We start from the raw sequence: 24,642 nt of genomic DNA, 5'->3' as shown, positions 1-24,642 counted from the left end.
TTTTTTCGTACTGTAGGTTAAAAAAGAAACAACGTAGTCATTAGGGATAGAACTATGGAATTTAAAAAGTCTGTTGCATCCTACCAGCAAGCTTACGAGTCAAAGCATAATGATGTAACGGCATTTCATGCTACACCAAAAGATGTGAGTGTGGTGGATTATGCCAAAGCACTCGTCATGAAAATGCCAAGGCTGGTGATAGGTCGAGGCTACTATCATATAATTCGACGTTTTTTTGATAATAAACCTTCCCAAGATTTAACGCCTCAGACACTCTATTTGTTAATCACTACAACAGGTTTAGCAAGATATGTCAGAAGCAACGTGCTCGACCTTAGGTATTTTGAAAACATTGGGATGCGAACTGCTGAGATAGATATCGATCCAGAAAGCCAAACTGCAACACCAAGACCAAGAGCGGGTGAAAGTGAATTTGATACAATGGATAGAGCACAACGCGCGTGTTTCTTGGCCGTGCCGATTCATTATCATTCCTTCGTTCATTTTCATGCGCCAACAGCACTGGCTGTTTATGCCAATCGAATTGATGATAGTCAATTAAAGCGTTTCTTGAATCGCCATTCTCGTTACACCTTGGTCTACAACAACGGCGGTATTCAAGCCTCAAGTTCAACGTTTTTCTGCCATACGCTATTACCTGATTACGCTAATATGCGGGCGAGTGACTCTATTTTGGCCAGAGTTCAGCAGTACTGGGACATTGACCAACAAACACGACCTGCCAAACCGATGGCGAAAGACATTGCTAACCCAGATAACTTCGGCATGGAGTGGGAGCCGACATTAAGATCTGATTTTGCGTTTGAGCAAAAAATTCATAGCTTCTACCCGTTTATTCGGGAATATGTTGACCGTCAAGGCTTTACCAAATCGCAATTACAAGCCCTTTCAACCTGGTTCAATGACACGATTTACCCAATACCACCAGAGATTCGTGCAACGACCATTCCGCTTGCCTATTTGGTGTGGAGCAACTCTGTTGTCCACTCGCTAGAACACGCCGAGTATTACAAGTGGATTGAGTATGCTAGGTTTGGCCCCAAAACCGAGAATGATGCGTGGTATAGGTACTTTGTTAACGCGTATGCAAAACCCTATGGTTCGATGTTTCGAAGTGAAAAGTTAACAAGTTTTATTCCTGAAATTAAGCATTTGGATGGGGCAGATAAATGCTATGTATCAATTCAGTTTTAAAGGCACAACAAGGTGTTGTGCCTGAGGGGGTTATCCGGGAATGCACATCACCATCATAGCGATTGAACAACCGATACCAACAAACCAAGAAAGTGAACGTAAAATATCTTGGTTGATTAAATAAAACACATTAAACACAACGCGTGATACAACCACTGTTATCGCCAGTAACTCGAACGTGTTCCCGGTGTTATTGGTGATCATGGCGAGTAAAAAAGCTGGGATAATATAGGTGAGCGACTCATAAGCATTCTTATGTGCGGCTAATGCTCTTGCGCCAAAACCTTCAAGCTGTGCTTGTTGTGATCTTGGATGCTTATTGTTGTAGCCACCTGCTTTTTGTTGAGCATAAGCAACAGGCGCCTTTGCTAGCGTTGGTAAGAGCGTGGCAATAATTAAACACCAGATTAAAATTGTCATAAACACCTCATGATTGTTGTTATTGTTAATGGCTTATTTTGTTGGTTTTATTTCATCAATACAACACTCGTCAATGAGAAAACCAATGACATCGTTAAGCTGTTGATAGTTTGCAACACAAAATAACGTGCGCCCTTCACGTCGTTGATGAATAAGTTGAGCTTGGCTTAAACCCGAAATGTGATGCGAAAGTGTTGAGCCAGGTATACTCAGTTTTTCCTGCACATTACCAACACTAATCCCATCATGCCCCGCCTTTACGACTTCTTTATATATCGAAAGTCGCGTCTTATGGCCTAATTCTTTCAATGCTTTTGCAGCAATTTCTATATCCATAATGCTCAACCCATCTGCTTAATTCTTACTTTATATTTCGATATTACTAGAAATATCTTGTCACGGCTAATGTTTTAATTTATATTTCGAATATTCTAGAAATATGGATTTAATAAAATGTTCGAAATATCTTCACAAGCAATGAGACAAACATTAGAAATGTTTGCATTCTTAGCCATTGAGCTAACACTTTTATTTTTGGCAATTAGTTATGTGGTGGGTGTGCTACAGCACTACATTCCACCTAAAAAAATCGAGTCAATCTTGAGCGACAAACAAGGCAAAGGTTATGTTGTTGCTGCACTATTGGGCGCGATAACACCATTTTGTTCTTGCTCAACAATCCCGTTTTTAAAGGGGTTACTAAGAGCTAAAGCTGGCTTTGGCACCATGATGGTGTTTTTATTCGCAAGTCCTTTACTTAACCCGATTATTATTGGTTTATTCTTTGTCACATTTGGCGTTCAGGTGACGGTATTTTATTTTGTCGTCGCAATGATGGTTTCGGTTATCGCAGGTATTACCTTGGAAAAGCTTGGATTTGAAAAATATATCAAACCTCAAGCATACGAAGTTCCGAAGGCAAGTGGTTGCGGTAGTGCCTGTGGCTCAGCTAAAAAAGTAGAAAGCCATTGGGCAAAAATTTGGCAAAGTACCTGGAAAGACTTCAAAACAGTATTACCTTACCTTATCGGTGGTATTGCAATAGGTTCAGTGATCTACGGCTTTATGCCAGCAGAATATATCGCCAATGTCGCAAGTGATGAAAACCCGTGGGCAATTCCTGTGGCCGCAATTATTGGTATTCCTTTGTATATTCGAGCTGAGGCCGTTATTCCACTTAGCGCAGCGCTTGTGGCAAAAGGTATGGGACTTGGTGCTGTCATGGCACTCATTATCGGCAGTGCCGGCGCAAGCTTAACGGAAGTCGTGTTATTGAAATCAATCTTTCGAACGCCGCTTATCATCGCATTCGTTGTTGTCGTGATAACGATGGCGATTACCGCAGGCTTTGGATATAACGCAATATTTTAATGCGTTAAAAACATTAACCAAGCTGGAATTGTTAAGACACTGATTACGGTACTTGCCACTACTGTACCTGCTACCGTGTCTTGATGATTCTGATAGTTCTTGGCAATCAAGTAAGCATTTACGCCCGTAGGACAGGCACTCATAACCACAAGTACTTGGGTAACTTGTAATGATAATCCTAAGCCAATACAAGCTAAATACACGAGTGTTGGCAGGGCAATTAACTTCAACAGACAGGCAAAGCTAATAAAGTATTTCTCACTTTTTACCTGGTAGTACGCCATCGAGCCACCTAAGGCAAAAAGCGCGAGTGATACGATTGGTTTGCCTAATATCTGCATACTCGCTACCAAGATATTTGGTAATTGATAGCCTGTTAGTGTGAGATATAAGTTCGTCAGTGCGCCACCGACAATACTCATGATTAGCGGGTTAAAAAAGGTCGATTTAGCGGTTTTTGCGATACTCGTTTGTTGGCCTTTTTCCGCTAACACACTTGTCAGGGTAAACAACATGGCCGAATGAAATACCACGATCATAAACACGATGGGTAACAGAGTTTCACCGAGCGCAAGTAAAATAACAGGCAGGCCAACGATAACATTGTTTGAGTAGCTTGAGGCCAAGGCATACACTGCTGACGCATCATGTTTTTTTCGGTAATTGTTGTGAAAGAAATAATTACTGAAATAAGCGAAGAAAAATATCATTAATACGGGTAAATAAAATGCCCCGTAAATGGTCACGTCAAAATGGCTTTGAATATCTGCTTGAGCCATTCGTAAAAATAAATAGGCAGGAATTGCGAGATGAAAAGTAAATTTACTCAGTGCATCAAGCTGCTGGCGTTTTAGTAATTTTGACTTAGTTGCAATAAAACCAATTAGGCCAACCAAGACCAATGGTGCGATGATTCCCGCTATATTCATAGATAGATATTATTGGTAGCTGGCTTCGAAAAAGCTCTCGATAATTAACACGGCTGATTGTGAGTCAACATTGCCTTTTGATAGGTTTCGATAACCCCCAGCGGCAAAAAGCTGTTCTTTTGCATCCGCCGTGGTTAATCGTTCATCTTGAAACTCGACTTGCACACCGAAGCGGCCATGGATGCGGTTGCCAAATTTTTTCGCATCTTTGGTCAGTTGTTGCTCGGTGCCGTCCATATTAAGCGGAAGGCCAACCACAACAAGCTGCGGTTGCCACTCTTTGAGTAACTTTTCAATGTCACTCCATTGTGGAATGCCATCTTTTGCTTTTATCGCGTTGAGGGGATTGGCGGTACCGGTGATCTCTTGTCCGATGGCGCAGCCGATTGATTTTTTGCCAAAATCAAAACCAAGAATGGTACGCATTCCTTGTTCTGCCATTAAGCATGTCCTATATCATTTGAGAGGTGTGCTAGGTCAATTCCTAGTTTTTCAGTGGCTTTTTTCCAACGCATTTCGATAGGCGTATTAAAAATAATATCCGCATCTGCCGGTGTCGTTAACCAAGAGTTCTCGAGTATTTCTTGCTCTAACTGACCTGGTCCCCAACCAGCATAACCCAGTGTTACGACATACGATTCAGGTGCCTCTTCGGTACCTAATGCCATCAAAATATCTTTTGATGTTGTGATCATAAAGTCACTACTAAGTGACAATGAACTTGTCCAGCAGTGCTGAGGGCTATGAAGAACAAAACCACGTTGAGGAGCGACGGGACCACCAGTTAAAACTGGTTGTTCAAGTGATAGACAGTCTTTGTTGTCTGCATCAATTTGTTCAAGCAATTCATTGAGTGTCAGGTTCACGGGTAAATTAATGATTAATCCCATGGCGCCATCATCATTGTGTTCACAGATATAAGTCACCGTTTTATTAAAATACGGATCGTTTAATGTGGGCATTGCTATTAATAATTGATTTTCTAGACTGTCCATCAATTTCTCCTGCCGTTATGAGTTTTTCAATGTATGCTCGATTGCATCCATTAGCTTACCACTGATGTTGATAGGGTAGGCAGCTTCAATTTCTTTAATACATGTAGGACTTGTGACGTTGATCTCAGTAACTTTGTCACCGATAACATCTAACCCTACAAAGTATAGACCGCGTTTTTTCAATTCAGGAGCAATTGTTTCAGCAATGAGCTTATCACTTGCACTTAATGGACGAGCAACACCACTGCCACCAGCAGCCAAATTACCACGGGTCTCACCTTGCGCAGGGATACGCGCGAGGCAATATGGCATGGGTTCGCCGTTTACAATTAAAATACGTTTATCACCGTCTTTTATTTCAGGCATGTATTCTTGAACCATCGCGTATTGGTTACCGTGGTCCGTTAGTGTCTCAATAATGACACCAACATTCGCATCACCTTCCTTAATGCGGAAAATTGATGAGCCACCCATACCATCAAGTGGTTTGATAATGACGTCTTTTTCTGCTTGATGGAATTCACGAATCTGTTTTGCGTTGCGAGTTACTAGCGTTTTAGCACTTAGTTCAGGGAACCATGCAGTGAATAGCTTTTCGTTACAGTCACGCAGGCTTTGTGGTTTATTTACAATCAAGGTGCCTGCAAGTTCAGCGCGTTCTAACATGTAAGTTGCGTAGATATATTCAGTATCAAACGGCGGATCTTTACGCATTAAAATTGCGTCAAGCTCGCTTAATGCGATGTCTTTTTCTTCAACGATTTCATACCAATCGTCGACATCGTCAGCAACATTGACAATCTGCACTTGTGCACGCGCTTCGCCTTGAAATAAATACAAGTCTTTCATTTGCATGTAGTAAAGCTCGTAACCACGTTTTTGGCCTTCGAGCATCATGGCGAGTGACGAATCTTTCTTAACGTTGATGTTCTCAATTGGGTCCATGACAACGCCGAGTTTAATAGTCATTTGATAATCCTTCCCGTTATCCGAGGTCGCCGTAGCGACACTGAAGTGCTGTTAAAGCGGTTAATGCCGCTGTTTCTGTGCGCAAGACCCTAGGTCCCAATAACACTTCTTTGAACTGTGCTGCGCTAGCTTTATCGATTTCTTCGTCACTTAAACCACCCTCTGGGCCGATCAGTAAACGAATATTCTGTGAATCAAAAGGCAAAGACATAATGCTATGCTCTGCTCTTGGATGTAAATTAATATTGAGTGCGTCAGTTTCTATCGACAACCACTCTTCAAGCCACACTGGCTCATTGACGGTTGGGACAAAAACGCGTCCACTTTGCTCACACGCACTGATGACAATTTTTTGCCACTGCTCGCGCTTTTTGGCAAGACGTTCACCCGTTAGTTTAACGCCACATCGCTCAGTGAATAATGGTGTGATGGATGTCACGCCAAGCTCTACCGATTTTTGTAACGTAAAGTCCATTCTATCGCCGCGAGAAATACCCTGACCAAGCTCAATTTTCAAAGGTGATTCATTTTCTACCTTAGTGCGATCGGTGACTTGTGCAAACGCGGTTTTCTTTTTGACCTGCGTTAACGTCGCTTGGTACTCGTAACCGTCTTGGCCATTAAAAAATCGTAATGGGTCGCCTTCTTTGTGTCGAAGAACACGAACGGCATGACCAAATGCATTGTCATCGAGCTCAAATTCTTGCTCTAAAGCAAATGGTGTATCTTGATAAATTCTTGGATTTGTCATTTGGCGTTTCGTACTGCGTAAGAATGCAATTAATTATCTAGTTGGTTTAGATATTGTAGCTACAAGTTCAAATTTCAATATGTAACTTTTTGTATTTACCGTGTAAATCTTGCGTAAATGTTACTAAAGTTTAATATGGAGATGATAGCTACGACATATTTTTGTGACATAATTCAATTATGACACAGATAATAACCCACTTCATGGTTCAGTAGGGAACATATTGATGTTAAAACAATTACTTTCAAATAATAAAACAAAGTTTGGCGGTTTAGCCAAAATTAGCATGTCGTTAGGTTTACTTGCATTAGTTAGCGCATGTAGCGACGAGGCAGAACAAAAAGCTGCGCCACCGCCACCGGCTGTATCGGTTTATCAAGTTAAACAAATTGCTGTTGGCGAACATCATGAGTTTGTTGCCCGAACTGAGGCATTCAAAGAAGCAGAGCTAATTGCTCGTGTTGAAGGTGAGTTGATCGAAAAATCGTTTAGAGAAGGTAGCCGCGTATTAAAAGGCGATGTGCTACTTAAGATTGACCCAAGTGCTTATCAAGCCTCATACGAGCAAGCAAAAGCAGACGTTGATAGCCGTGAATCTGGTTATGACAATGCCGTACGAAACTTAAAGCGTGCGAATGATTTGATTGGTGATGGTTACATTTCACAATCTGATTACGACAAATTAACGACGGAAGAGTCGCAAGCTAAATCAGCTGTTTCTGTTGCTCAAGCCGCGCTTGAAAAAGCCGAATTAAATTTAAGCTATACCAAGATTGTCGCACCTTTCGATGGCCGAATTGGTAAAGTAAACTTTAACGTTGGTAACGTTGTTGGTCCACAAAGTGGCAGCTTAGCGACGTTAACCGTTACTGACCCAATCTACGTAAACTTTCAAGTGAAAGAAAGTGACTACGTAACGCATATGCAAGCCCGTAATCAAGGCCAACGTGAAGGTCAAATTGATATTTCTTTAGTGTTACCAAACAATACTATCTACCCAGAAAAAGGTGAACTTGATTATGCTGACATCAAAATTGATGAAGGCACTGGTACCGTTGCTTTGCGCGCTAAGTTCCCAAATTCTAGCGGCGTAATCTTACCTGGCTTGTTTGTTAACCTAATTATTGAAAGTGTTAAAAAAGAGCAAATGGCGTACGTTCCACAGGCGGCAGTGCAAGAAAATCAGCAAGGTAAATTTGTCCTTGTCGTCGATGAGAACAATACGGTAACACAACGCATTGTTCAGCTTGGCCGTCGTGTTAATGCGATGTGGGTTGTAGAGTCAGGTTTAACGACGAATGAGCAAGTGATCATTGAAGGGCTACAAAAAGTACGCCCTGGTGTTGTGGTTAACCCTGTGCTGAAAGCCGTAGATGTTGTTACTGGTACCATTTCTGCACCGCAAACTAATGCACAATAGAGGTGACCAATGATTAGTCAAACCTTTATTGAAAGGCCCAAGTTTGCCTTTGTTATATCGATTGTCATATCGATAGCGGGTTTATTGGCAATGTTTATGTTGCCAGTAAACATGTACCCAGAAATTGCACCACCGCAAGTTCAAATCACTGCCGTTTATCCAGGCGCAAGTGCCCAAGTTGTGGAGGAGTCGGTCATACGGCCAATTGAAGAGCAGGTTAATGGTGTAGAAGACATGATGTATATCGAGTCTTCTGCCAATAACAATGGCTCGGCAAATATTACCGTGTACTTCAAAGTAGGCACCGACTCAGATATTGCGCAAGTTAACGTGCAAAACCGTGTCTCACTGGCGACGAGTTCCTTACCCAGTGAAGTGACACGCCAAGGTGTTAACGTTAAGAAAAAATCGAGCTCAATGCTTTTGGGTGTCAACTTATATAGCGACCAAGAGGGTATTGATCAGTTATTTTTAAGTAACTACGCAACAAACTACCTTGTTGAACCGTTAGGGCGTATCAAGGGCGTTGCTAGTGCTGAAGTCATGGGTGAAATGACCTACAGCATGCGTATCTGGTTGAACCCAAGTCGAATGACATCATTGGGTGTCACAATTACCGAAGTACAACAAGCGTTACAAGAGCAGAACTTAATTGTTGCGGCGGGTAAACTGGGGTCTTCTCCAGCGTTACCGAACCAGCAATTTGAATACACTATCCAAGCAAAAGGTCGCTTAAAAACACCTGAAGAGTTTGGCGAAACTGTTATTCGCGCTCGTAAAAACGGTAGTTTTATTAGGCTATCTGACATTGGTCGTATTGAACTAGGCTCTGAGAACTACTCAATTAGTGCCAAATTAAATGGCCAAGAAACGGCATTCTTAGTTATCTATCAGTTACCTGGCGCAAACGCGACGGAAGTTGCAAGCTTAGTTAAAGCTGAAATGGAAAAGCTATCAACGCGATTTCCTGATGGTGTTAATTACGTTGTTCCATTTGATACCACTGAATTTATCATTCGTTCGATAGATGAAGTTATCGTGACCTTATTTCAGGCCGTCGCGTTAGTAATACTCGTGGTATTCCTATTCCTACAAAACTGGCGTGCAACGATAATCCCATCATTGGCAATACCTGTATCACTGATTGGTACATTCGCCTTCATGTTGGCGATGGGATACACGATCAACACCATTACCTTGTTCGGTCTTGTATTGGCAATAGGTATCGTGGTTGACGATGCGATTATTGTTATAGAAAACGTCGAGCGGCTACTCAAAGAAGAAAAACTACCGATTAAAGAGGCAGTGAGTAAGGCGATGAAGCAGGTTGGTGGGCCAATTATCGCCACGACGCTCGTATTACTTGCTGTATTCGTTCCTGTTGGTTTTATGCCAGGCATTACAGGTGAGCTTTACAAACAGTTCTCGGTGACAATTTCATTTGCTGTACTGATTTCATCATTAAATGCATTAACGCTAAGCCCGGCATTGTGTTCAGTGTTATTGAGTGAAAAACACATGAAACCGATTGGCTGGTTGCAGCCATTTGAACGCATGCTAAACGGCTTAACTGGCAAATACACTAATGCGGTTGGCTTTTTATTAAAACGCACAGCAGGCGTTGGTGTGATTGTTGTGACTGTGTTTTTTGCAACAGGCTGGTTATCGAAAGAAGTGCCAACGGCATTCGTACCGGGTGAAGATCAGGGCTATTTGTTTGTTGATATTCAACTACCCGATGCAGCATCGAAAAACAGAACTGAAGATGTGTTAGAAAAAATCACGCCGATACTTAAAAATGACCCAGCCGTTGATGATGTTATCACAGTAGCCGGTTCGTCTTTATTAGGTGGCGCGGGTTCAAACAATGCATTGGCTATTATACTCCTGAAAGACTGGGAAGACAGAATTACGCCTGAGCTTGGGTTACGTCAAATTATTCCTCGCTTGATGGGACAGTTATGGTCAATGCCTGACGCCCAGATCATGGTCTTCAACCCACCACCAATCCCTGGATTGGGTAATAGTTCAGGTTTTGAATTTAAGTTACAAGACAGTGAAGGTCGCGACCCTGCGTCCTTAGCTCAAGTAATGAATGGTCTAATTTATGAAGCGAACCAACGTCCTGAATTAACGCAGGTGTTTAGTACGTATCGTGCAAATGTGCCGCAATACTTCTTAGAAGTTGACCGTAACAAAGCGAAAGCACAAGGTGTTGCGTTATCAGATATCTTCTTAACGTTACAAGCGCAGCTGGGCTCGTTATACATCAATGACTTTAGCCAATTTGGTCGAACGTACAAGGTAAGTATTCAGGCTGAAACTGAGTTCAGGAAAGAGCCGAGCGACTTACGCCATTATTACGTACGTAACCAAGATGGTGAAATGGTGCCACTGACTACGTTAGCAAACTTAAAACCGATTCTTGGACCAACAACCATTAATCACTTTAACTTATATCGTAGTGCAAGTATCACAGGTCAAGCAGCACCTGGCTTTGCTTCAGGCGATGCGATTGAAGTGATGGAAGAGTTGGCAGGACAGTTACCGCAAGGTTATGTCTTTGAGTGGGCAGGGCAGTCGAAGCAAGAAATTGAAGCGGGTAACTTAGCGCCTGTGCTATTCGGTTTAGCTATAATCTTCGTGTACTTGTTCTTAGTTGCGCAATACGAAAGCTGGACGATTCCATTTTCGGTTATTGCGGCCGTACCGCTTGCGATATTTGGTGCAATGCTAGCGCTATATACTGTGGGTATGGCAAACAACATTTATGCACAAGTTGGTCTGGTGCTGTTGATTGGTTTATCAACGAAGACAGCGATTTTGATTGTTGAATTTGCGATGGAGCTTCGTGCTGAAGGGCAATCCATTATGGATGCTGCTCTTAACGCCGCTAAATTACGTTTTCGTGCGGTATTAATGACGGCGTTCTCGTTTGTTCTTGGTGTATTACCACTTGTCTTTGCAACAGGTGCTGGTGCAGGTAGCCGTGTATCTCTTGGTTTGACTGTACTTGCCGGGATGATGGCGGCCACTATCTTTGGCACCTTGTTGATTCCATATTTCTATATGTTGGTACAACGCATGCGAGAGAAAGTCAAAGGCGTTGAACAAGCCTAGCAAGATGGCGACATACTGAATCGAAAAAGCGTGTTTTTAACACGCTTTTTTTATAACTAAATTTTATTAACTGATGAATTTACTTAGCCAAGATTAGCTTGTTCTATACTCAATAATAAATGTTTAATAATTTTTATAAGAGAAGATTAGTGACATGAGAGTAATTGTTATCATGTTATTAGGGCTAGTCACACTTTACGCTAATGCATCTAAGCCACTAAAGTTTATTGTTAACTACCCTGGCTCAGCACCCTATTTGTATTTTGATGAACAAAGTGAAGCCTACAAAGGTGTGATCCCTGATATTTTGCAACCATTAATTGATAGCGACCAGTTAAAGGTAACCTATATCTCAAACAGCAGAAAACGCAGTGAAGGATATATGTATCAAGGGGTTGCTGATATGATTATGCTCAGTGAGCATTGGTTGTCTCAGCCAGATAAACTGATCGCAACAATACCCTTGTTAGAGCATCGAAGTTTTCTATACAGTCCTAACCCTTTCCCAGCTGACTTTTCATTATCAAGCCCCGATGTGCAGGAATACATATGCATGAGAAAAGGCTTTGTTTATCCAACCTTACAGCCCTATATCGATAAAAAGCGGTTATACCGGGTAGATTCATCAAGCCACCTCACTATGTTCCGTATGCTATTTAAGCAACGTTGCGACTATGCTGTGATGAATGAGTTTAATGCAAAGAACTTGATTAACTCCGCGTTTTTTATCAATGAGACAGTCTATCAGTCACCACAGCCGATTACGGTTGTGCCATTGAATATTATTTTGCGAAAAGCGCTGACTAAAGAAAAGGAACTGCTTGATAAACATATAAAACAGCTAAAAGACAACGGTGATATACAACGGTATATCGACCGTCATATGGCGAAAAAAAAGGGAGCTAATCGCTCCCCTTCTTAAGATCATGTTGGTTTATAAACCAGCCGCTGCTCGTAATGCGTCAGCTTTGTCCGTTTTCTCCCATGAGAAGGCGGTAAACGTGTCATTACCAACCGTCATTTCATACGGTTCACGACCAAAGTGACCATATGCCGCTGTTTCGCGGTACATTGGGTGTAATAAATCAAGCATCTTAGTAATGCCGTATGGACGTAAGTCGAAATGCTCGCGAACGAGTTCAACTAGCTTTTCGTTTGTCACTTTACCTGTGCCGAATGTCTCAACTGAAATTGATGTTGGCTCAGCAACACCGATAGCGTATGACACTTGGATTTCACAACGGTCAGCTAAACCAGCGGCAACGATATTTTTTGCCACGTAACGGCCAGCATATGCCGCACTACGGTCAACTTTCGAAGGATCTTTACCAGAGAAAGCACCACCACCGTGACGAGCCATACCACCGTAGGTATCAACAATAATCTTACGACCTGTTAAACCACAATCGCCTACCGGACCACCGATAACAAACTTACCTGTTGGGTTAATAAAGTACTTGGTGTTTTCCGTTAGTAACTCTTCTGGTAATACATGCTTGATGATGTTTTCCATCACAGCTTCATGAAGCATTTCTTGAGAAATGTCAGGGTTGTGCTGTGTTGATAATACAACAGCGTCGATCGCTACAGGCTTGTCGTCTTCGTATACGAACGTTACTTGTGACTTAGCGTCTGGACGTAACCACGGTAAAATCCCTTGCTTACGCATTTCAGCTTGACGCTCAACTAAGCGGTGAGAGTAGTATAGTGGAGCTGGCATTAATGAAGGAGTTTCATTGGTTGCATAACCAAACATTAACCCTTGGTCGCCTGCGCCTTGCTCTTCTGGCTTAGCACGGTCAACACCTTGAGCAATCTCAGGTGATTGTTGACCAATTAAGTTCATGATGCCACATGTATCACCGTCGAAACCAACTTCAGATGAAGTGTAGCCGATGTCCGTGATAACTTTACGAGTGATCTTTTCTAAATCAACCCAAGCTTCAGTTGTAATTTCACCTGAAATAATCGCAACACCTGTTTTAACCATAGTTTCACAGGCTACACGCGCGAACTTATCTTCGGCAATAATAGCATCTAATACTGCATCAGAAATTTGATCAGCAATTTTATCTGGATGACCTTCAGATACAGATTCTGAAGTAAATAAGTGAGTTGTCATAAAACCTCATTCAGTAACAAATTGCACGTGTATACGTACAGATGTCTAAGTATGGTCAAAATTTTCTGCAATTCTAACGCCATAATTAATTTTTTACTAGCTTTTTTACGTCTAGACGGCTAAATGATTTCTAATGACGGATCTTTATGAAGGATCGCAGACGAGCGGAAGCACATTTGCTGAATGTTGCCACAACTCTTCTATCTTTTTCGCTAAGGTGTGATTACAAGCTGACGTGTAAAACACATCGTCTAGATCACTATTGGAAGTAGTGGCTAATAAATGGTGTTCGGAAAGCTTTCGAGCAAGTTGTGCTGTTACCGGTTTTGCCGTATCGATAACGTCAACATGCGCCGGAAGATTCTTCTCAATTAATGAACGAATTAACGGGTAATGGGTGCAGCCTAAAACAACGGTATCAACTTGTTCTTCAATAAATCCTTGCATGTAGCCTTTAAGCAAATCATCTATTTCGGCGCGATGATCTCCTAGTTTTTCGATTGATTCGACTAAACCAGGACATGGCTGAATATAAATGTCAGCACCTGTTGCATGGGTGTGAATTAAATCATGTAAACGCTGAGTACTCGCGGTTGCTTGCGTAACTAGTACGCCAACTTTTTTATTGAGGCTATTACTTGCCGCAGGTTTTATGGCTGGCTCAACACCAATAATCGGAATAGAAAGTGTTTCTCTTAACGCACTGATTGCGGTAACGGTAGCCGTATTGCAGGCAACAACAATCGCTTTTACGGGATGCGCAGATAAAAACTCACCAATCTCGATAACACGTTGTCGAATGAACTGATCGCTTTTTTCCCCGTAAGGCGCATTTAAATTATCGGCGACATAAATGAAATGCTCATTGGGTAATTCTTGCTTGATCGATTGCGCAATTGAAAGTCCACCAATGCCAGAATCGAATATACCAATTGGTAATTCGTGTTGAGCGGGAACAATTACAGGTTTTAGTTCAGACATACGGCATGATCAGTGTTAATAACACTGGGAGTTATATGGTTTTTTGATAAAGATGTAAAGCAATCAGAAGAGAATTTATGGAGCGCTCCCAAAACACCGCAGCTAACGTTAGCCCTTGAACACCGTGGTTCAAGGCGGAACTTGCGCATTCACCGTAGGCTTCTCGATACGAGTCGAGCATGCTCAATAGCAAAAGCTGAAATTCCTTAGGTAAAACTTATCGGCTCGGGGACATAGTCAACACACGAGAATTTCGAGAGGCTCTGACAGCTATTATAGCCGATGTACAAGCCATGAAAACTAATAATTGTAACCAATCGATTATTCGCTAGACAAAAATTATCTAAGAAGTAGGCAAACGATTCATTTTGCTCAAAAAGCTGTCAAACGGTTAACGAATTAACCTGCTTTTTTATTTTGAGAATCGTTGATCGCTTGCTCGATAGTTGACTGTAACAAGGCAATTTTTTCTTGTGTGTCAACGCGTTCTTGCACCATTTCAGCTTTTAATGAGATTAGCTCATTGGTTAAGTTTAAGGCGATCATTAGAAGAAGATTTTCAGTTTTCGCGGTTGGGTTAGATTGTTGAGCTTTTTCCAAACGACTGGTTAAATCTTGGGCAGATTTTAAAAGCGCAGACTCTTCGCCAACAGGGCAAGCTATCTTTAATTTTTTACCAGCGATTTCAACTTCTAAGCACTGTGATTTCATTATTGATTATTCTTTATACGAAATTGGGTAAAGTTAGCTAAATAAACCGAAGAAAAACGGAATGTTACCGTTAATAGTGCACTATAACGAGGCAGCAAAAACTATGCAATAGGTTAACATGATAATTCTAGCCCCAAGGCATGAATAAGTGTAGGATAGTGCCAATTTTTCAAAAGAAAGAAGTTGACTATGAGTTCAGCACACGCAATTGATTTTTCCACCCTTCAATCTGTTATTTCTACCCAAGATGTTATTGCTCATGCCAGTGAGCTTCATGGCTTTTTAACGGGGTTAATTTCTGCTGGTTATGAATTTGATGAAGCAAGTTACTTAGACTTACTTGCTGATGCATTTAATAACGGCGAAAAATTTAGTGCCACACTGACATCAAGCTTGCAGTCTGTATACAGCGAGATCTGGCAAAAATTATTAGACGATTCGTACGGTTTTAGCTTATTACTACCAGACGATGACGAATCGCTTGCCCAACGTAGTGCCGGATTAGGACATTGGGTACAAGGCTTTAACTTAGGTTTTGGTATGCAACATCAAAAATCTGATATCGCGTCTGAAGAAGTTAAAGAAGTGATTGCAGATTTTGCTGAAATTGCCAATTTATCAACAGAAGTTGACGAAGATGAAGAGGGCGAGCAAGCTTTTTTTGAAATTGAAGAGTATGTACGTATATCGTCGCTATTAATTTTTTCAGAATTAGGTAGCGCACCAGAACAAAAAAGCCCGAATAAAACATTACATTAATAAGAGTTAATTATGTTGATTGATGTACAAGAATTTGTTGCTCGTAGAGCCTGCTTTATTGACCAAATGGAGCTTAACTCCATTGCTATTTTCTGTGCAGGTGAAGAAGTAACACGCAGTAATGACACTGAATTTCCATTTTGCCAAAACAAAAATTTCTTTTACTTAACGGGCTTTAACGAGCCTGAAGCACTATTGGTCTTGGTGAAAAATGCCTTAGGCCAGGGACAATCGACTTTATTCTGTCGCGATAAAGATCCGTTACAAGAAGTGTGGCATGGTCGCCGTGTTGGTGCAGAATTAGCAAAAGAAACGTATGCATTTGATCAAACCTTCACGTTAGAGCATGTTGACGAAGAAGTGATCGAAATGCTCAAGCACAAGTCGTCTTTATATACGATTCATAATGAAAACGACGGCTTTGACGCACAAATTTTTGATTGGTTGAGCCAAGTTAAGTCAGGTGTCAAAGCAGGTGATAAAGCGCCAAGCCAATTAATTGATTGCTCAAGCATGTTAGCGGAAATGCGACTGATTAAATCAAGCGCTGAATTAGACGTGATGCGCAAAGCAAATGACATCTCAGCTAATGCACATGTACGTGCAATGAGAAGCTGTAAAGTGGGCATGTTTGAATACCAAATTGAAGCGGAAATTCATCATGAATTTGCCTTCAACGGTGCTCGTCATCCTGCGTATGGCTCAATTGTCGCTGGTGGCGATAATGCTAATATTTTGCATTACACCGATAACAGCGAAGCATTAAATGACAATGAGTTACTTTTAATTGATGCTGGTGGCGAATTAGAAGGCTACGCCGCTGATATCACACGCACATTCCCAGTAAACGGTAAGTTTACTCCGGCGCAAAAAGAGATTTATCAATTAGTACTCGACGCGCAAATTGCTTCGATTGACGCTATCAAACCAGGGGTAAGCTTCGCTGAACTTAACGATATTGTTCACCAAGTATTGACCAAAGGTTTACTAGAGCTGGGTATTTTAACGGGCGACTTTGACACCTTAATGGAAGAAAAGGCCTGTAAAAAATACTTTATCCACGGTTTAGGCCACTGGTTAGGATTGGATGTTCATGACGTGGGTGATTACGACATCGACGAAGATCGACGCCAAAACCGAGCGTTTGAACCGGGTATGATCATGACAATAGAGCCAGGTTTATACATTCCATTAGACGCTGAAGTAGATGAAAAATACCGAGGTATTGGTATTCGAATCGAAGATAACGTAGTGGTCACTGAAACGGGCTTTGAGAATTTCTCATTAGGTGTGCCTAAAACGATTGAGGCGATTGAAGCATTAATGGCGGAAGGTAAATAGGCGAGTATTATGGCAACAACAAGCGCGTTCGATATTGTAATCTCAGGCGGTGGCTTGTCTGGCGCGCTAACCGCATTGAGTTTATCGCAGTTGACTCAAGAGCCTACAAAAAGGCTCAGCATTGCGATAGTAGAAAATGCACCGATTAATAACACGCCAAGCTTAAACTTTGATGATCGCGTGCTCGCGCTTTCTCATCAAAGTGTGAGTTACCTTGCTGAGCTAGATGTTTGGCAGCATATGAAATCTGCTGCAACACCGATTGAAACGATTCATATTTCTGACAAAGGCAATTACGGTAAAGCACGTATTTATGCTCATGAGCATAATGTCTCTGCCCTTGGCGTCGTCATTGAAATGGCGTTGATTGGTAAAGCGATACATCAAGAGCTGAGTCAGTACGACAATATTACCTGGTTTTGCCCGCAATCTATTGAGCAGGTTGACTACCAAGCGCAGCAGGTGTCAATCACGTTAGATAATCAAACCTCAATCACGGCGAAACTTCTCTTGGGTTGTGACGGTGGCCATTCTGTTGTTCGTCAGTCAGCAGGTATTGATACCACGTCAAAGTCATACCAACAATCGGCCGTTATCGCTAACGTCAGTACGGCAAAGAAACATCAAAATGTCGCGTTTGAACGGTTCACACCGAATGGTCCATTGGCCATGCTGCCGCTGTCTAAAGATAGGTGCTCTTTGGTATGGACATTAAACCCAGAGCAAGCGCAAACGATTTCTCAGTTAAATGATGTTGAATTTAAGCAAGCGCTATATGAAGCGTTTGGTGGTTGGCTGGGTGAGATCACGCAAGTAGGCCAGCGATTTATTTACCCACTGAATTTAATTCAAGCGAATGAGCAGGTTTATCATCGCACTATATTAGTGGGCAATGCGTCGCATACGATTCATCCAATCGCGGGCCAAGGATTTAACCTAGGACTTCGAGACACCAAAGATTTAGCGCAGATGATTGGCGCAGCTATTGATAATGATCAAGACATTGGCTCGTTAAGTTTGCTACAACACTATCAAGCGAAAAGGCGACAAGATCATCAGCAGGTGATTGGTTTAACTGACTCCTTAGTGACTTTATTCTCGAATGAGTTACCGCCATTAATTGCTGGTCGAAATATTGGCCTAAAAGCGCTCAATTACTTTAACTGTATTAAACAACCTTTCGTTGCTAAAACGATGGGTTATTAACGAAACACAAGACGTCGAAGATGCAAAAGTACGATTTATTAATTGTTGGTGGTGGCATGGTTGGCTTAACGCTGGCACTGGCTGTGAGAAAGCTATCAAACCTATCGGTTGCCATTGTTGATGATACTTCACCTAACGAGTTAACGGCAGAGCCTGACGTACGTGTGAGTGCCATTAACCAAGCCAGTGAGCAAGTCTTTAAGAACTTGGATGTGTGGTCGTTGATCACTAACTTGCGCCATAAGCCATACCAAGCGATGCATATTTGGGATAAATCGGCTGGCGGTAAACTCGATTTTGACGCAGACGATGTAAATAAAGACAACCTTGGCGCGATTATCGAAAACAACGTTATTCGCACAGCGTTATGGCAAAAAGCCCAACAAGATTCTGGCATTGCGTTTATTAATCAAAAAATTGCGTCGATTGGCGTTGGTGAAAATGAGGTGTTTGCTAGCTTTGAAGGACAAATGCCAATTGTCGCTAGCTTTATTATTGGTGCAGACGGCGCTAATTCGTGGTTACGAAGCCAGTTAGATATGCCATTAACCTTCAGGGATTATGATCACCACGCGTTAGTTGCAACGGTGAAAACTGAACAAGCACTAAAACCAACCGCTTGGCAGGTCTTTTTACCGACAGGTCCATTAGCCTTTTTGCCGTTATACGAAGAAGGCAGTTACTCTATTGTGTGGTCAACAAACCCTAACGATGCTGAGCGTTTACAAGGCTTAGCTGCTGAAGAGTTCGGTAAAGAAATCACCGCGGCAAGCGACGGTAAATTAGGCCAGTTAACCTTAGCGAGTCAGCGTTATAGTTACCCGTTAAAGATGCGTTTAGCTCGAGACTTTATCAAAGATCGCGCGATCTTAATTGGTGATGCGGCACATACCATTCACCCGCTGGCGGGCCAAGGCGTTAATCTCGGTATTATTGACGCAGTAGCATTAGCCGATAGCTTTGCCGACTTAGTGAACAGCAACCAGCTTACTGACATTGATGCGCACGTTGCATTAAAAGCATTCGCACGTTGGCGTAAAAACGATGCGATTGAAATGATCAGCGCGATGGAAGCGATTAAACAAGTGTTTTCACCTTTACCATTACCATTACAAACATTGCGTGGGTTTGGTTTAGATATTTTGAATCAAATAAAACCAGCAAAACAATTAATGATCAAACAAGCGTTAGGTGAGAAATCTCATATGCCTACCTTGACCAAACAGTCAGAAAAATGGGCTGTTAGCTAATTGTAAAAACCGCTAAAAAGCCAAATATTATTTTATAAAAACCGCTTATTTTAAATATTCTTCGGAAGAATTTAATTAAGTGGTTTTTTATTTGTAAATTACTCGTTATTGATTGATCCCCATTTATTGCATCGTTATAATCTTTCGCACGATAAAAAGTCACTAAGATGAGTTAAGAATTTAATTCAATTTAGACTAGGCTTTAAACCAAATATACAACAACACAAAGTGGAACGACTGATGTCAAATAAAACAGTTTTACATGCAAAGCACCTTGAAGCAGGCGCTAAAATGGTTGATTTCTACGGCTGGGATATGCCGATTAACTATGGTTCTCAAATTGAAGAGCACCATGCTGTTCGTCAAGAAGCTGGTATGTTCGACGTTTCACATATGACGATTGTTGATGTTGACGGTAGCGATGCAAAAGCATTTTTACGCAAGCTAGTGATCAACGACGTGGCAAAATTAGACGTTGCTGGTAAAGCACTTTACACAGGTATGTGTAATGCTGAAGGTGGTGTAATTGATGACTTAATCATTTATTTCTTCACTGACACGCAGTACCGCTTAGTTGTTAACTCAGCAACACGTGAAAAAGACTTAGCTTGGATCAACGAACAAGCACAAAGCTTTGACGTAACGATTACAGAGCGTCCAGAGTACGCGATGATCGCTGTACAAGGTCCACAAGCAAAAGCAAAAGTTGCTACGTTATTAAACGACGAGCAATTAGCAGCTGTTGAAGGCATGAAGCCATTCTTTAGTGCACAAGCAGGCGACTTATTCATCGCAACAACTGGCTACACAGGTGAAGCTGGTTACGAAATCGCATTACCAAGCGACATTGCGGCTGACTTCTGGCAGAAATTATTAGACGCAGGCGTTAAGCCTTGTGGTTTAGGTGCTCGTGACACATTACGTTTAGAAGCAGGCATGAACTTATACGGCCAAGATATGGACGAGTCAGTGACACCATTAGCGGCAAACATGGCTTGGACGATCGTTTGGGATGAAGAGCGTGACTTTAACGGTAAAGCGGTTTTAGCTGAAAAACGCGCTGCCGGTACAGAGCCAAAATTAGTTGGTTTAGTCCTTGAAGAAAAAGGCGTATTACGTGGCGGCTTAAAAGTTGTTACACCTGAAGGTGAAGGTGTTATCACGTCAGGTACATTCTCTCCAACATTAGGTCACTCAATTGCAATGGCGCGTGTACCACGTGCGGTAAAAGTAGGTGATACGGTTGAAGTTGAAATGCGTAAAAAATTAGTAAAAGTGACTGTAGTGAAGCCAAGCTTCGTACGTAACGGTAAATCAGTACTTTAAGATTACTTGATTAACGTCAACGCTTTTAGCAAAAAGATTATTGATTAAGTTGGCAGATGCTCTATATTCATGATGTAGATTGCTAACTAGATTATAAAAATTTTAAAAACTGTCAAAATTAGGAACATAAAAATGAGTAACATTCCTTCAGAATTAAAATACGCAACGTCACACGAGTGGGTACGTAACGAAGGTGACGGCATCGTAACTGTAGGTATTACAGAGCATGCACAAGAATTATTAGGTGACATGGTATTTGTTGAGTTACCAGAAGTTGGTGAAAGCGTAAGCACTGGCGACGACGTTGCTGTAGCTGAGTCTGTAAAGGCAGCTTCAGACATCTACGCACCAGTTGCAGGTGAAATTGTTGAAGTGAACGAAGACTTAGAAGACTCTCCAGAGTTAGTTAACTCTGACGCGTTTGGTGACGGTTGGATGTTCAAAATTAAACTTGAAGACGCAGGTGAGTTAGAAAGCTTACTTGACGCTGAAGGTTACGCAAACTCTATCGACGAAGATTAATCGCCGACCAGATTTAAAGCCTCGTAAGGATACTTACGGGGCTTATTTTTTTAATGCTTTAGTTAAAGCATGGTTTTAGTTTACGGTTAGCAATCTACACTAGCCTCAAACAAAAACCATAAACCAATTTATTGCTTATATTTAGGTATTGTTGTTTTATGACTACTCAATCGCACAGCTCATTGTCTTTAGCACAATTAGAGCAAACTCAAGACTTTATTCGTCGCCACATTGGCCCAGACGAAGCGCAAACTCAAGCTATGTTGAATGACATTGGCGCTGAATCTGTTGATGCATTAATTGATGAAATTGTTCCTCAAAACATTCGTTTATCGCAATTGCCAGCGATTGAAGAAAGTAAAACTGAAGTTAAAGCATTAGCTGACTTAAAAGCAGTTGCTAGCCTTAACAAAGTAAACAAATCATTCATTGGTTTAGGTTACTACGGCACATTAACGCCGAACGTAATTTTACGTAACGTATTAGAAAATCCAGGTTGGTACACAGCGTACACGCCATACCAGCCTGAAATTGCACAAGGTCGTTTAGAGTCATTATTAAACTACCAGCAAATGTGTTTAGACCTAACGGGTTTAGACCTAGCGTCAGCGTCATTACTTGACGAAGGTACAGCGGCTGCAGAAGCAATGGCTTTAGCGAAACGTGTATCAAAAAACAAGAAGTGCAACACATACTTCATTGCTGACGACGTATACCCACAAACTATTTCTGTTGTGAAAAACCGTGCTGAATTCTTCGGTTTTGACGTGGTTGTTGCGCCAGTTTCTGAGATTGAAAACCATGACGTTTTCGGTGCATTAATTCAGTACCCATCTGCAACAGGTGAAGTACGCGATATTCGCCCAACAATTGAAGCGGTTCACGCGAAAAAAGGTATCATTGCAGTAGCGGCTGATATCATGAGCTTAATTTTACTAGAAGCGCCAGGTAAATTAGGTGCTGACGTAGTAATTGGTTCATCACAACGCTTTGGTGTTCCAATGGGGTACGGTGGTCCTCACGCGGCATTCTTCACAACGTCTGACAAGTACAAGCGTTCAATGCCTGGTCGTATTATCGGTGTATCTAAAGATACGCGCGGTAACAACGCATTACGTATGGCAATGCAAACACGTGAGCAACACATTCGTCGTGAAAAAGCGAACTCAAACATTTGTACTGCGCAAGTATTATTAGCAAACATGGCGGCGTTCTACGCGGTTTACCACGGTCCAGATGGCTTAAAAACAATTGCTAACCGTATTCACCGTTTAGCAGACATCGCTTGTTTAGGTACAGCAACGAAAGGTTTAACAGCCGTTCACGCTAACTACTTCGACACATTAACGTTTGCTGTTGACAATAAAGAAGAGATTGTTGCACGTGCATTAGCAAACAGCATGAACTTACGTACCGACGTTGAAGGTCAAATCAGCATATCGTTTGACGAAACAACAACACGTGAAGACGTAGCGGTATTATTCGACGTATTACTTGGCGAAGGCCACGGTTTAGACGTAGCGGAATTAGATGCGAAGATTGTTGACTGTGGTCACTCTTCAATTCCAGCTGACTTACAACGTCAATCAGACTTCTTAACGCACGAAGTATTTAACTCGTACCACAGTGAAACAGAAATGCTTCGCTACATTAAGCGTTTAGAAACAAAAGATTTAGCATTAAACCACTCAATGATTTCATTAGGCTCATGTACGATGAAGCTTAATGCAACGGCTCAGATGATCCCTGTATCATGGCCTGAATTTGCTAACATGCACCCATTTGCACCAATGGACCAAGCACAAGGTTACAAGCAAATGATTGACGAGCTTGGCAAATGGTTAGTTGAGTTAACAGGTTACGACAACATCTCAATGCAACCTAACTCAGGTGCACAAGGTGAGTACGCAGGTCTTATCGCAATTCATAAGTACCACGAAAGCCGTGGTGATGCGCACCGTAACATTTGTTTAATTCCTTCTTCTGCACACGGTACTAATCCTGCGTCTGCGCAAATGGTTGGTATGAAAGTTGTGGTTGTAGACTGTGACAAGAGCGGTAATGTTGACATGGCAGACTTAAAAGCGAAAGCTGAAGAACTGCGTGAAAACTTATCTTGTATCATGATCACATACCCGTCTACTCACGGTGTATACGAAGAAACAATCAAAGATATTTGTGACATCGTTCATGAAAACGGCGGTCAAGTATACTTAGACGGCGCAAACATGAACGCGCAAGTAGGTATTACTTCACCAGGCTACATTGGTGCAGACGTATCTCACTTAAACTTACACAAAACATTCGCTATTCCACACGGTGGTGGCGGCCCAGGTATGGGTCCAATTGGTGTTAAAGCACACTTAGCGCCATTCTTACCAGATCACCCGTTAATTAACGTTGACGAGTCAACACAAGGTAACGAAGCGGTATCAGCAGCGCCATGGGGTAGTGCAGGTATTTTATGTATCTCTTACCTTTACATCGCAATGTTAGGTAAGCAAGGTGTAACGGATTCAACGAAATACGCAATTACTAACGCTAACTACTTAGCGCACAAGTTAAGCCAACACTACCCAATTTTATACACGGGTAACAATGGCCGTGTAGCGCACGAATGTATTGTTGACTTACGTCCGTTAAAAGAAATTTCAGGTATCACTGAAATGGACGTAGCTAAGCGTTTAATGGACTACGGTTTCCACGCACCAACAATGTCATTCCCAGTTGCTGGCACATTAATGATTGAGCCAACTGAGTCTGAAAGCAAAGTTGAAATCGACCGTTTCATTGAAGCAATGGTTTGTATTCGTGAAGAAATTCGCAAGGTAGAGCAGGGCACATGGAGCTTAGAAGATAACCCATTAAGCCATGCACCACACACAATGGCAGACATTACTGATGAGTGGACACGTGGCTACTCAATCGCTGAAGCGGTATTCCCAGTACCAGCTGCTGCAGCTAACAAGTTCTGGCCAACAGTGAACCGTATCGACGACGTATACGGTGACCGTAACTTAGTTTGTTCATGTCCTTCAACGGATACATACAAAGACTAATATCAAGTTATGATCACGACAGATCTAATTGGAAACTGAACAAATGTACTTGGAAACCGCAAATGTACATGGAAACTAGTTAGATCAGATTGTCTGAATATTTAAAAGGTGAGCAAATTAGCTCACCTTTTTTATGTAAAAAAATAATAGAACATGTAAGATTATTTACATAATA

The 24,642-nt window shown here is 41.8% G+C and carries 22 protein-coding genes and 1 other RNA gene; 12 read left to right on the top strand and 11 right to left on the bottom strand.

From position 1 onward, the window contains the following. Positions 1-54 precede the first annotated feature (54 nt). Entirely contained in the window at positions 55-1,215 is a 1,161-nt protein-coding gene (locus tag QQK05_RS07180; protein WP_284297048.1) for a hypothetical protein, read from the top strand. A gap of 30 nt (positions 1,216-1,245) precedes the next feature. Here the strand turns inward: QQK05_RS07180 and QQK05_RS07175 are convergent, their stop codons facing one another. Beyond that, complete coding sequence (locus QQK05_RS07175; RefSeq protein WP_284297046.1) at positions 1,246-1,635, bottom strand: MAPEG family protein; 390 nt, start codon at positions 1,633-1,635, stop codon at positions 1,246-1,248. A gap of 33 nt (positions 1,636-1,668) precedes the next feature. Then, positions 1,669-1,971: an ArsR/SmtB family transcription factor gene (locus QQK05_RS07170; RefSeq protein ID WP_284297045.1), complete on the bottom strand. Its 303-nt coding sequence runs from the start codon at positions 1,969-1,971 to the stop codon at positions 1,669-1,671. Positions 1,972-2,088: 117 nt separating this feature from the next. Between QQK05_RS07170 and QQK05_RS07165 the strand changes: the two genes are divergently transcribed. Further along, a complete protein-coding gene (locus QQK05_RS07165) occupies positions 2,089-3,006 on the top strand; it encodes a permease (protein WP_284297043.1) in 918 nt (305 codons plus the stop codon). On the opposite strand, the gene QQK05_RS07160 is transcribed toward QQK05_RS07165, so the two are convergent. From QQK05_RS07160 to rsmE, 5 genes are read right to left on the bottom strand one after another with little or no spacing between them, the layout of a single operon-like run. Next, positions 3,003-3,935, bottom strand: coding sequence for an AEC family transporter (locus tag QQK05_RS07160; protein WP_284297041.1), 933 nt, complete (start codon positions 3,933-3,935; stop codon positions 3,003-3,005). The genes QQK05_RS07165 and QQK05_RS07160 overlap by 4 nt on opposite strands. A 9-nt stretch (positions 3,936-3,944) precedes the next feature. Then, a complete protein-coding gene (ruvX, locus tag QQK05_RS07155; RefSeq protein WP_284297039.1) occupies positions 3,945-4,376 on the bottom strand; it encodes a Holliday junction resolvase RuvX in 432 nt (143 codons plus the stop codon). Then, a complete protein-coding gene (locus tag QQK05_RS07150) occupies positions 4,376-4,930 on the bottom strand; it encodes a YqgE/AlgH family protein (RefSeq protein ID WP_284297037.1) in 555 nt (184 codons plus the stop codon). Before QQK05_RS07150 ends, ruvX begins: the two co-directional genes overlap by 1 nt. 15 nt (positions 4,931-4,945) lie before the next feature. After that, positions 4,946-5,899, bottom strand: a complete 954-nt coding sequence (gene gshB / locus QQK05_RS07145) for a glutathione synthase (RefSeq protein ID WP_284297035.1) — start codon at positions 5,897-5,899, stop codon at positions 4,946-4,948. A 16-nt stretch (positions 5,900-5,915) separates the two neighbouring features. Continuing rightward, positions 5,916-6,650 carry a 16S rRNA (uracil(1498)-N(3))-methyltransferase gene (gene rsmE / locus QQK05_RS07140; protein WP_284297033.1) on the bottom strand — a complete coding sequence of 245 codons (735 nt, stop codon included), beginning with the start codon at positions 6,648-6,650 and terminating at the stop codon, positions 5,916-5,918. Positions 6,651-6,876: 226 nt separating this feature from the next. Between rsmE and QQK05_RS07135 the strand changes: the two genes are divergently transcribed. The 3 genes from QQK05_RS07135 to QQK05_RS07125 all read left to right on the top strand — a co-directional run bounded on the left by QQK05_RS07135 (position 6,877) and on the right by QQK05_RS07125 (position 12,112). Then, positions 6,877-8,070, top strand: coding sequence for an efflux RND transporter periplasmic adaptor subunit (locus QQK05_RS07135; RefSeq protein ID WP_284297031.1), 1,194 nt, complete (start codon positions 6,877-6,879; stop codon positions 8,068-8,070). Positions 8,071-8,079: 9 nt separating this feature from the next. Continuing rightward, entirely contained in the window at positions 8,080-11,190 is a 3,111-nt protein-coding gene (locus QQK05_RS07130; protein WP_284297029.1) for an efflux RND transporter permease subunit, read from the top strand. A gap of 154 nt (positions 11,191-11,344) precedes the next feature. Further along, the gene (locus QQK05_RS07125) at positions 11,345-12,112 is read left to right on the top strand and encodes a substrate-binding periplasmic protein (protein WP_284297027.1); all 768 of its coding nucleotides are present in this window, start codon (positions 11,345-11,347) and stop codon (positions 12,110-12,112) included. 12 nt (positions 12,113-12,124) lie between these two features. Here the strand turns inward: QQK05_RS07125 and metK are convergent, their stop codons facing one another. The 4 genes from metK to QQK05_RS07105 form a co-directional block, all read right to left on the bottom strand. After that, on the bottom strand, positions 12,125-13,312 hold the full coding sequence (metK, locus tag QQK05_RS07120; RefSeq protein WP_284297025.1) for a methionine adenosyltransferase: 1,188 nt from the start codon (positions 13,310-13,312) through the stop codon (positions 12,125-12,127). A gap of 144 nt (positions 13,313-13,456) precedes the next feature. Then, positions 13,457-14,293 carry a glutamate racemase gene (gene murI / locus QQK05_RS07115; RefSeq protein WP_284297023.1) on the bottom strand — a complete coding sequence of 279 codons (837 nt, stop codon included), beginning with the start codon at positions 14,291-14,293 and terminating at the stop codon, positions 13,457-13,459. Positions 14,294-14,374: 81 nt separating this feature from the next. Continuing rightward, a non-coding RNA gene (gene ssrS / locus QQK05_RS07110) (6S RNA) lies at positions 14,375-14,556 on the bottom strand. Positions 14,557-14,692: 136 nt separating this feature from the next. Continuing rightward, positions 14,693-15,004: a cell division protein ZapA gene (locus QQK05_RS07105; protein WP_284297021.1), complete on the bottom strand. Its 312-nt coding sequence runs from the start codon at positions 15,002-15,004 to the stop codon at positions 14,693-14,695. Between the two features lie 189 nt (positions 15,005-15,193). Between QQK05_RS07105 and QQK05_RS07100 the strand changes: the two genes are divergently transcribed. The 7 genes from QQK05_RS07100 to gcvP all read left to right on the top strand — a co-directional run bounded on the left by QQK05_RS07100 (position 15,194) and on the right by gcvP (position 24,467). Then, positions 15,194-15,763, top strand: a complete 570-nt coding sequence (locus QQK05_RS07100) for a UPF0149 family protein (protein WP_284297018.1) — start codon at positions 15,194-15,196, stop codon at positions 15,761-15,763. Between the two features lie 15 nt (positions 15,764-15,778). After that, entirely contained in the window at positions 15,779-17,104 is a 1,326-nt protein-coding gene (gene pepP, locus QQK05_RS07095) for a Xaa-Pro aminopeptidase (protein ID WP_284297201.1), read from the top strand. Positions 17,105-17,113: 9 nt separating this feature from the next. After that, positions 17,114-18,310 carry a 2-octaprenyl-6-methoxyphenyl hydroxylase gene (gene ubiH, locus QQK05_RS07090; RefSeq protein ID WP_284297016.1) on the top strand — a complete coding sequence of 399 codons (1,197 nt, stop codon included), beginning with the start codon at positions 17,114-17,116 and terminating at the stop codon, positions 18,308-18,310. Positions 18,311-18,330: 20 nt separating this feature from the next. Continuing rightward, a complete protein-coding gene (locus QQK05_RS07085) occupies positions 18,331-19,560 on the top strand; it encodes an FAD-dependent monooxygenase (protein ID WP_284297014.1) in 1,230 nt (409 codons plus the stop codon). 240 nt (positions 19,561-19,800) lie between these two features. Further along, positions 19,801-20,886 carry a glycine cleavage system aminomethyltransferase GcvT gene (gene gcvT, locus QQK05_RS07080; protein WP_284297012.1) on the top strand — a complete coding sequence of 362 codons (1,086 nt, stop codon included), beginning with the start codon at positions 19,801-19,803 and terminating at the stop codon, positions 20,884-20,886. Positions 20,887-21,018: 132 nt separating this feature from the next. After that, positions 21,019-21,408, top strand: a complete 390-nt coding sequence (gene gcvH, locus QQK05_RS07075) for a glycine cleavage system protein GcvH (protein ID WP_284297010.1) — start codon at positions 21,019-21,021, stop codon at positions 21,406-21,408. A 158-nt stretch (positions 21,409-21,566) separates the two neighbouring features. Next, positions 21,567-24,467, top strand: a complete 2,901-nt coding sequence (gene gcvP / locus QQK05_RS07070) for an aminomethyl-transferring glycine dehydrogenase (protein WP_284297007.1) — start codon at positions 21,567-21,569, stop codon at positions 24,465-24,467. The last annotated feature ends 175 nt before the right edge of the window (positions 24,468-24,642 follow it).

The sequence above is a fragment of the Thalassotalea loyana genome, assembly GCF_030161435.1.
GTDB lineage: Bacteria > Pseudomonadota > Gammaproteobacteria > Enterobacterales > Alteromonadaceae > Thalassotalea_G > Thalassotalea_G loyana.
This window is presented reverse-complemented; position numbering and strand designations above follow the sequence as displayed.

What these genes read in the sequence shown, in the direction of transcription:
- QQK05_RS07180 (WP_284297048.1), top strand. Translation starts at nt 55, where the DNA reads ATGGAATTTAAAAAGTCTGTTGCATCCTACCAGCAAGCTTACGAGTCA.
- QQK05_RS07175 (WP_284297046.1), bottom strand. Translation starts at nt 1,635, where the DNA reads ATGACAATTTTAATCTGGTGTTTAATTATTGCCACGCTCTTACCAACG.
- QQK05_RS07170 (WP_284297045.1), bottom strand. Translation starts at nt 1,971, where the DNA reads ATGGATATAGAAATTGCTGCAAAAGCATTGAAAGAATTAGGCCATAAG.
- QQK05_RS07165 (WP_284297043.1), top strand. Translation starts at nt 2,089, where the DNA reads ATGTTCGAAATATCTTCACAAGCAATGAGACAAACATTAGAAATGTTT.
- QQK05_RS07160 (WP_284297041.1), bottom strand. Translation starts at nt 3,935, where the DNA reads ATGAATATAGCGGGAATCATCGCACCATTGGTCTTGGTTGGCCTAATT.
- ruvX (WP_284297039.1), bottom strand. Translation starts at nt 4,376, where the DNA reads ATGGCAGAACAAGGAATGCGTACCATTCTTGGTTTTGATTTTGGCAAA.
- QQK05_RS07150 (WP_284297037.1), bottom strand. Translation starts at nt 4,930, where the DNA reads ATGGACAGTCTAGAAAATCAATTATTAATAGCAATGCCCACATTAAAC.
- gshB (WP_284297035.1), bottom strand. Translation starts at nt 5,899, where the DNA reads ATGACTATTAAACTCGGCGTTGTCATGGACCCAATTGAGAACATCAAC.
- rsmE (WP_284297033.1), bottom strand. Translation starts at nt 6,650, where the DNA reads ATGACAAATCCAAGAATTTATCAAGATACACCATTTGCTTTAGAGCAA.
- QQK05_RS07135 (WP_284297031.1), top strand. Translation starts at nt 6,877, where the DNA reads ATGTTAAAACAATTACTTTCAAATAATAAAACAAAGTTTGGCGGTTTA.
- QQK05_RS07130 (WP_284297029.1), top strand. Translation starts at nt 8,080, where the DNA reads ATGATTAGTCAAACCTTTATTGAAAGGCCCAAGTTTGCCTTTGTTATA.
- QQK05_RS07125 (WP_284297027.1), top strand. Translation starts at nt 11,345, where the DNA reads ATGAGAGTAATTGTTATCATGTTATTAGGGCTAGTCACACTTTACGCT.
- metK (WP_284297025.1), bottom strand. Translation starts at nt 13,312, where the DNA reads ATGACAACTCACTTATTTACTTCAGAATCTGTATCTGAAGGTCATCCA.
- murI (WP_284297023.1), bottom strand. Translation starts at nt 14,293, where the DNA reads ATGTCTGAACTAAAACCTGTAATTGTTCCCGCTCAACACGAATTACCA.
- QQK05_RS07105 (WP_284297021.1), bottom strand. Translation starts at nt 15,004, where the DNA reads ATGAAATCACAGTGCTTAGAAGTTGAAATCGCTGGTAAAAAATTAAAG.
- QQK05_RS07100 (WP_284297018.1), top strand. Translation starts at nt 15,194, where the DNA reads ATGAGTTCAGCACACGCAATTGATTTTTCCACCCTTCAATCTGTTATT.
- ubiH (WP_284297016.1), top strand. Translation starts at nt 17,114, where the DNA reads ATGGCAACAACAAGCGCGTTCGATATTGTAATCTCAGGCGGTGGCTTG.
- QQK05_RS07085 (WP_284297014.1), top strand. Translation starts at nt 18,331, where the DNA reads ATGCAAAAGTACGATTTATTAATTGTTGGTGGTGGCATGGTTGGCTTA.
- gcvT (WP_284297012.1), top strand. Translation starts at nt 19,801, where the DNA reads ATGTCAAATAAAACAGTTTTACATGCAAAGCACCTTGAAGCAGGCGCT.
- gcvH (WP_284297010.1), top strand. Translation starts at nt 21,019, where the DNA reads ATGAGTAACATTCCTTCAGAATTAAAATACGCAACGTCACACGAGTGG.
- gcvP (WP_284297007.1), top strand. Translation starts at nt 21,567, where the DNA reads ATGACTACTCAATCGCACAGCTCATTGTCTTTAGCACAATTAGAGCAA.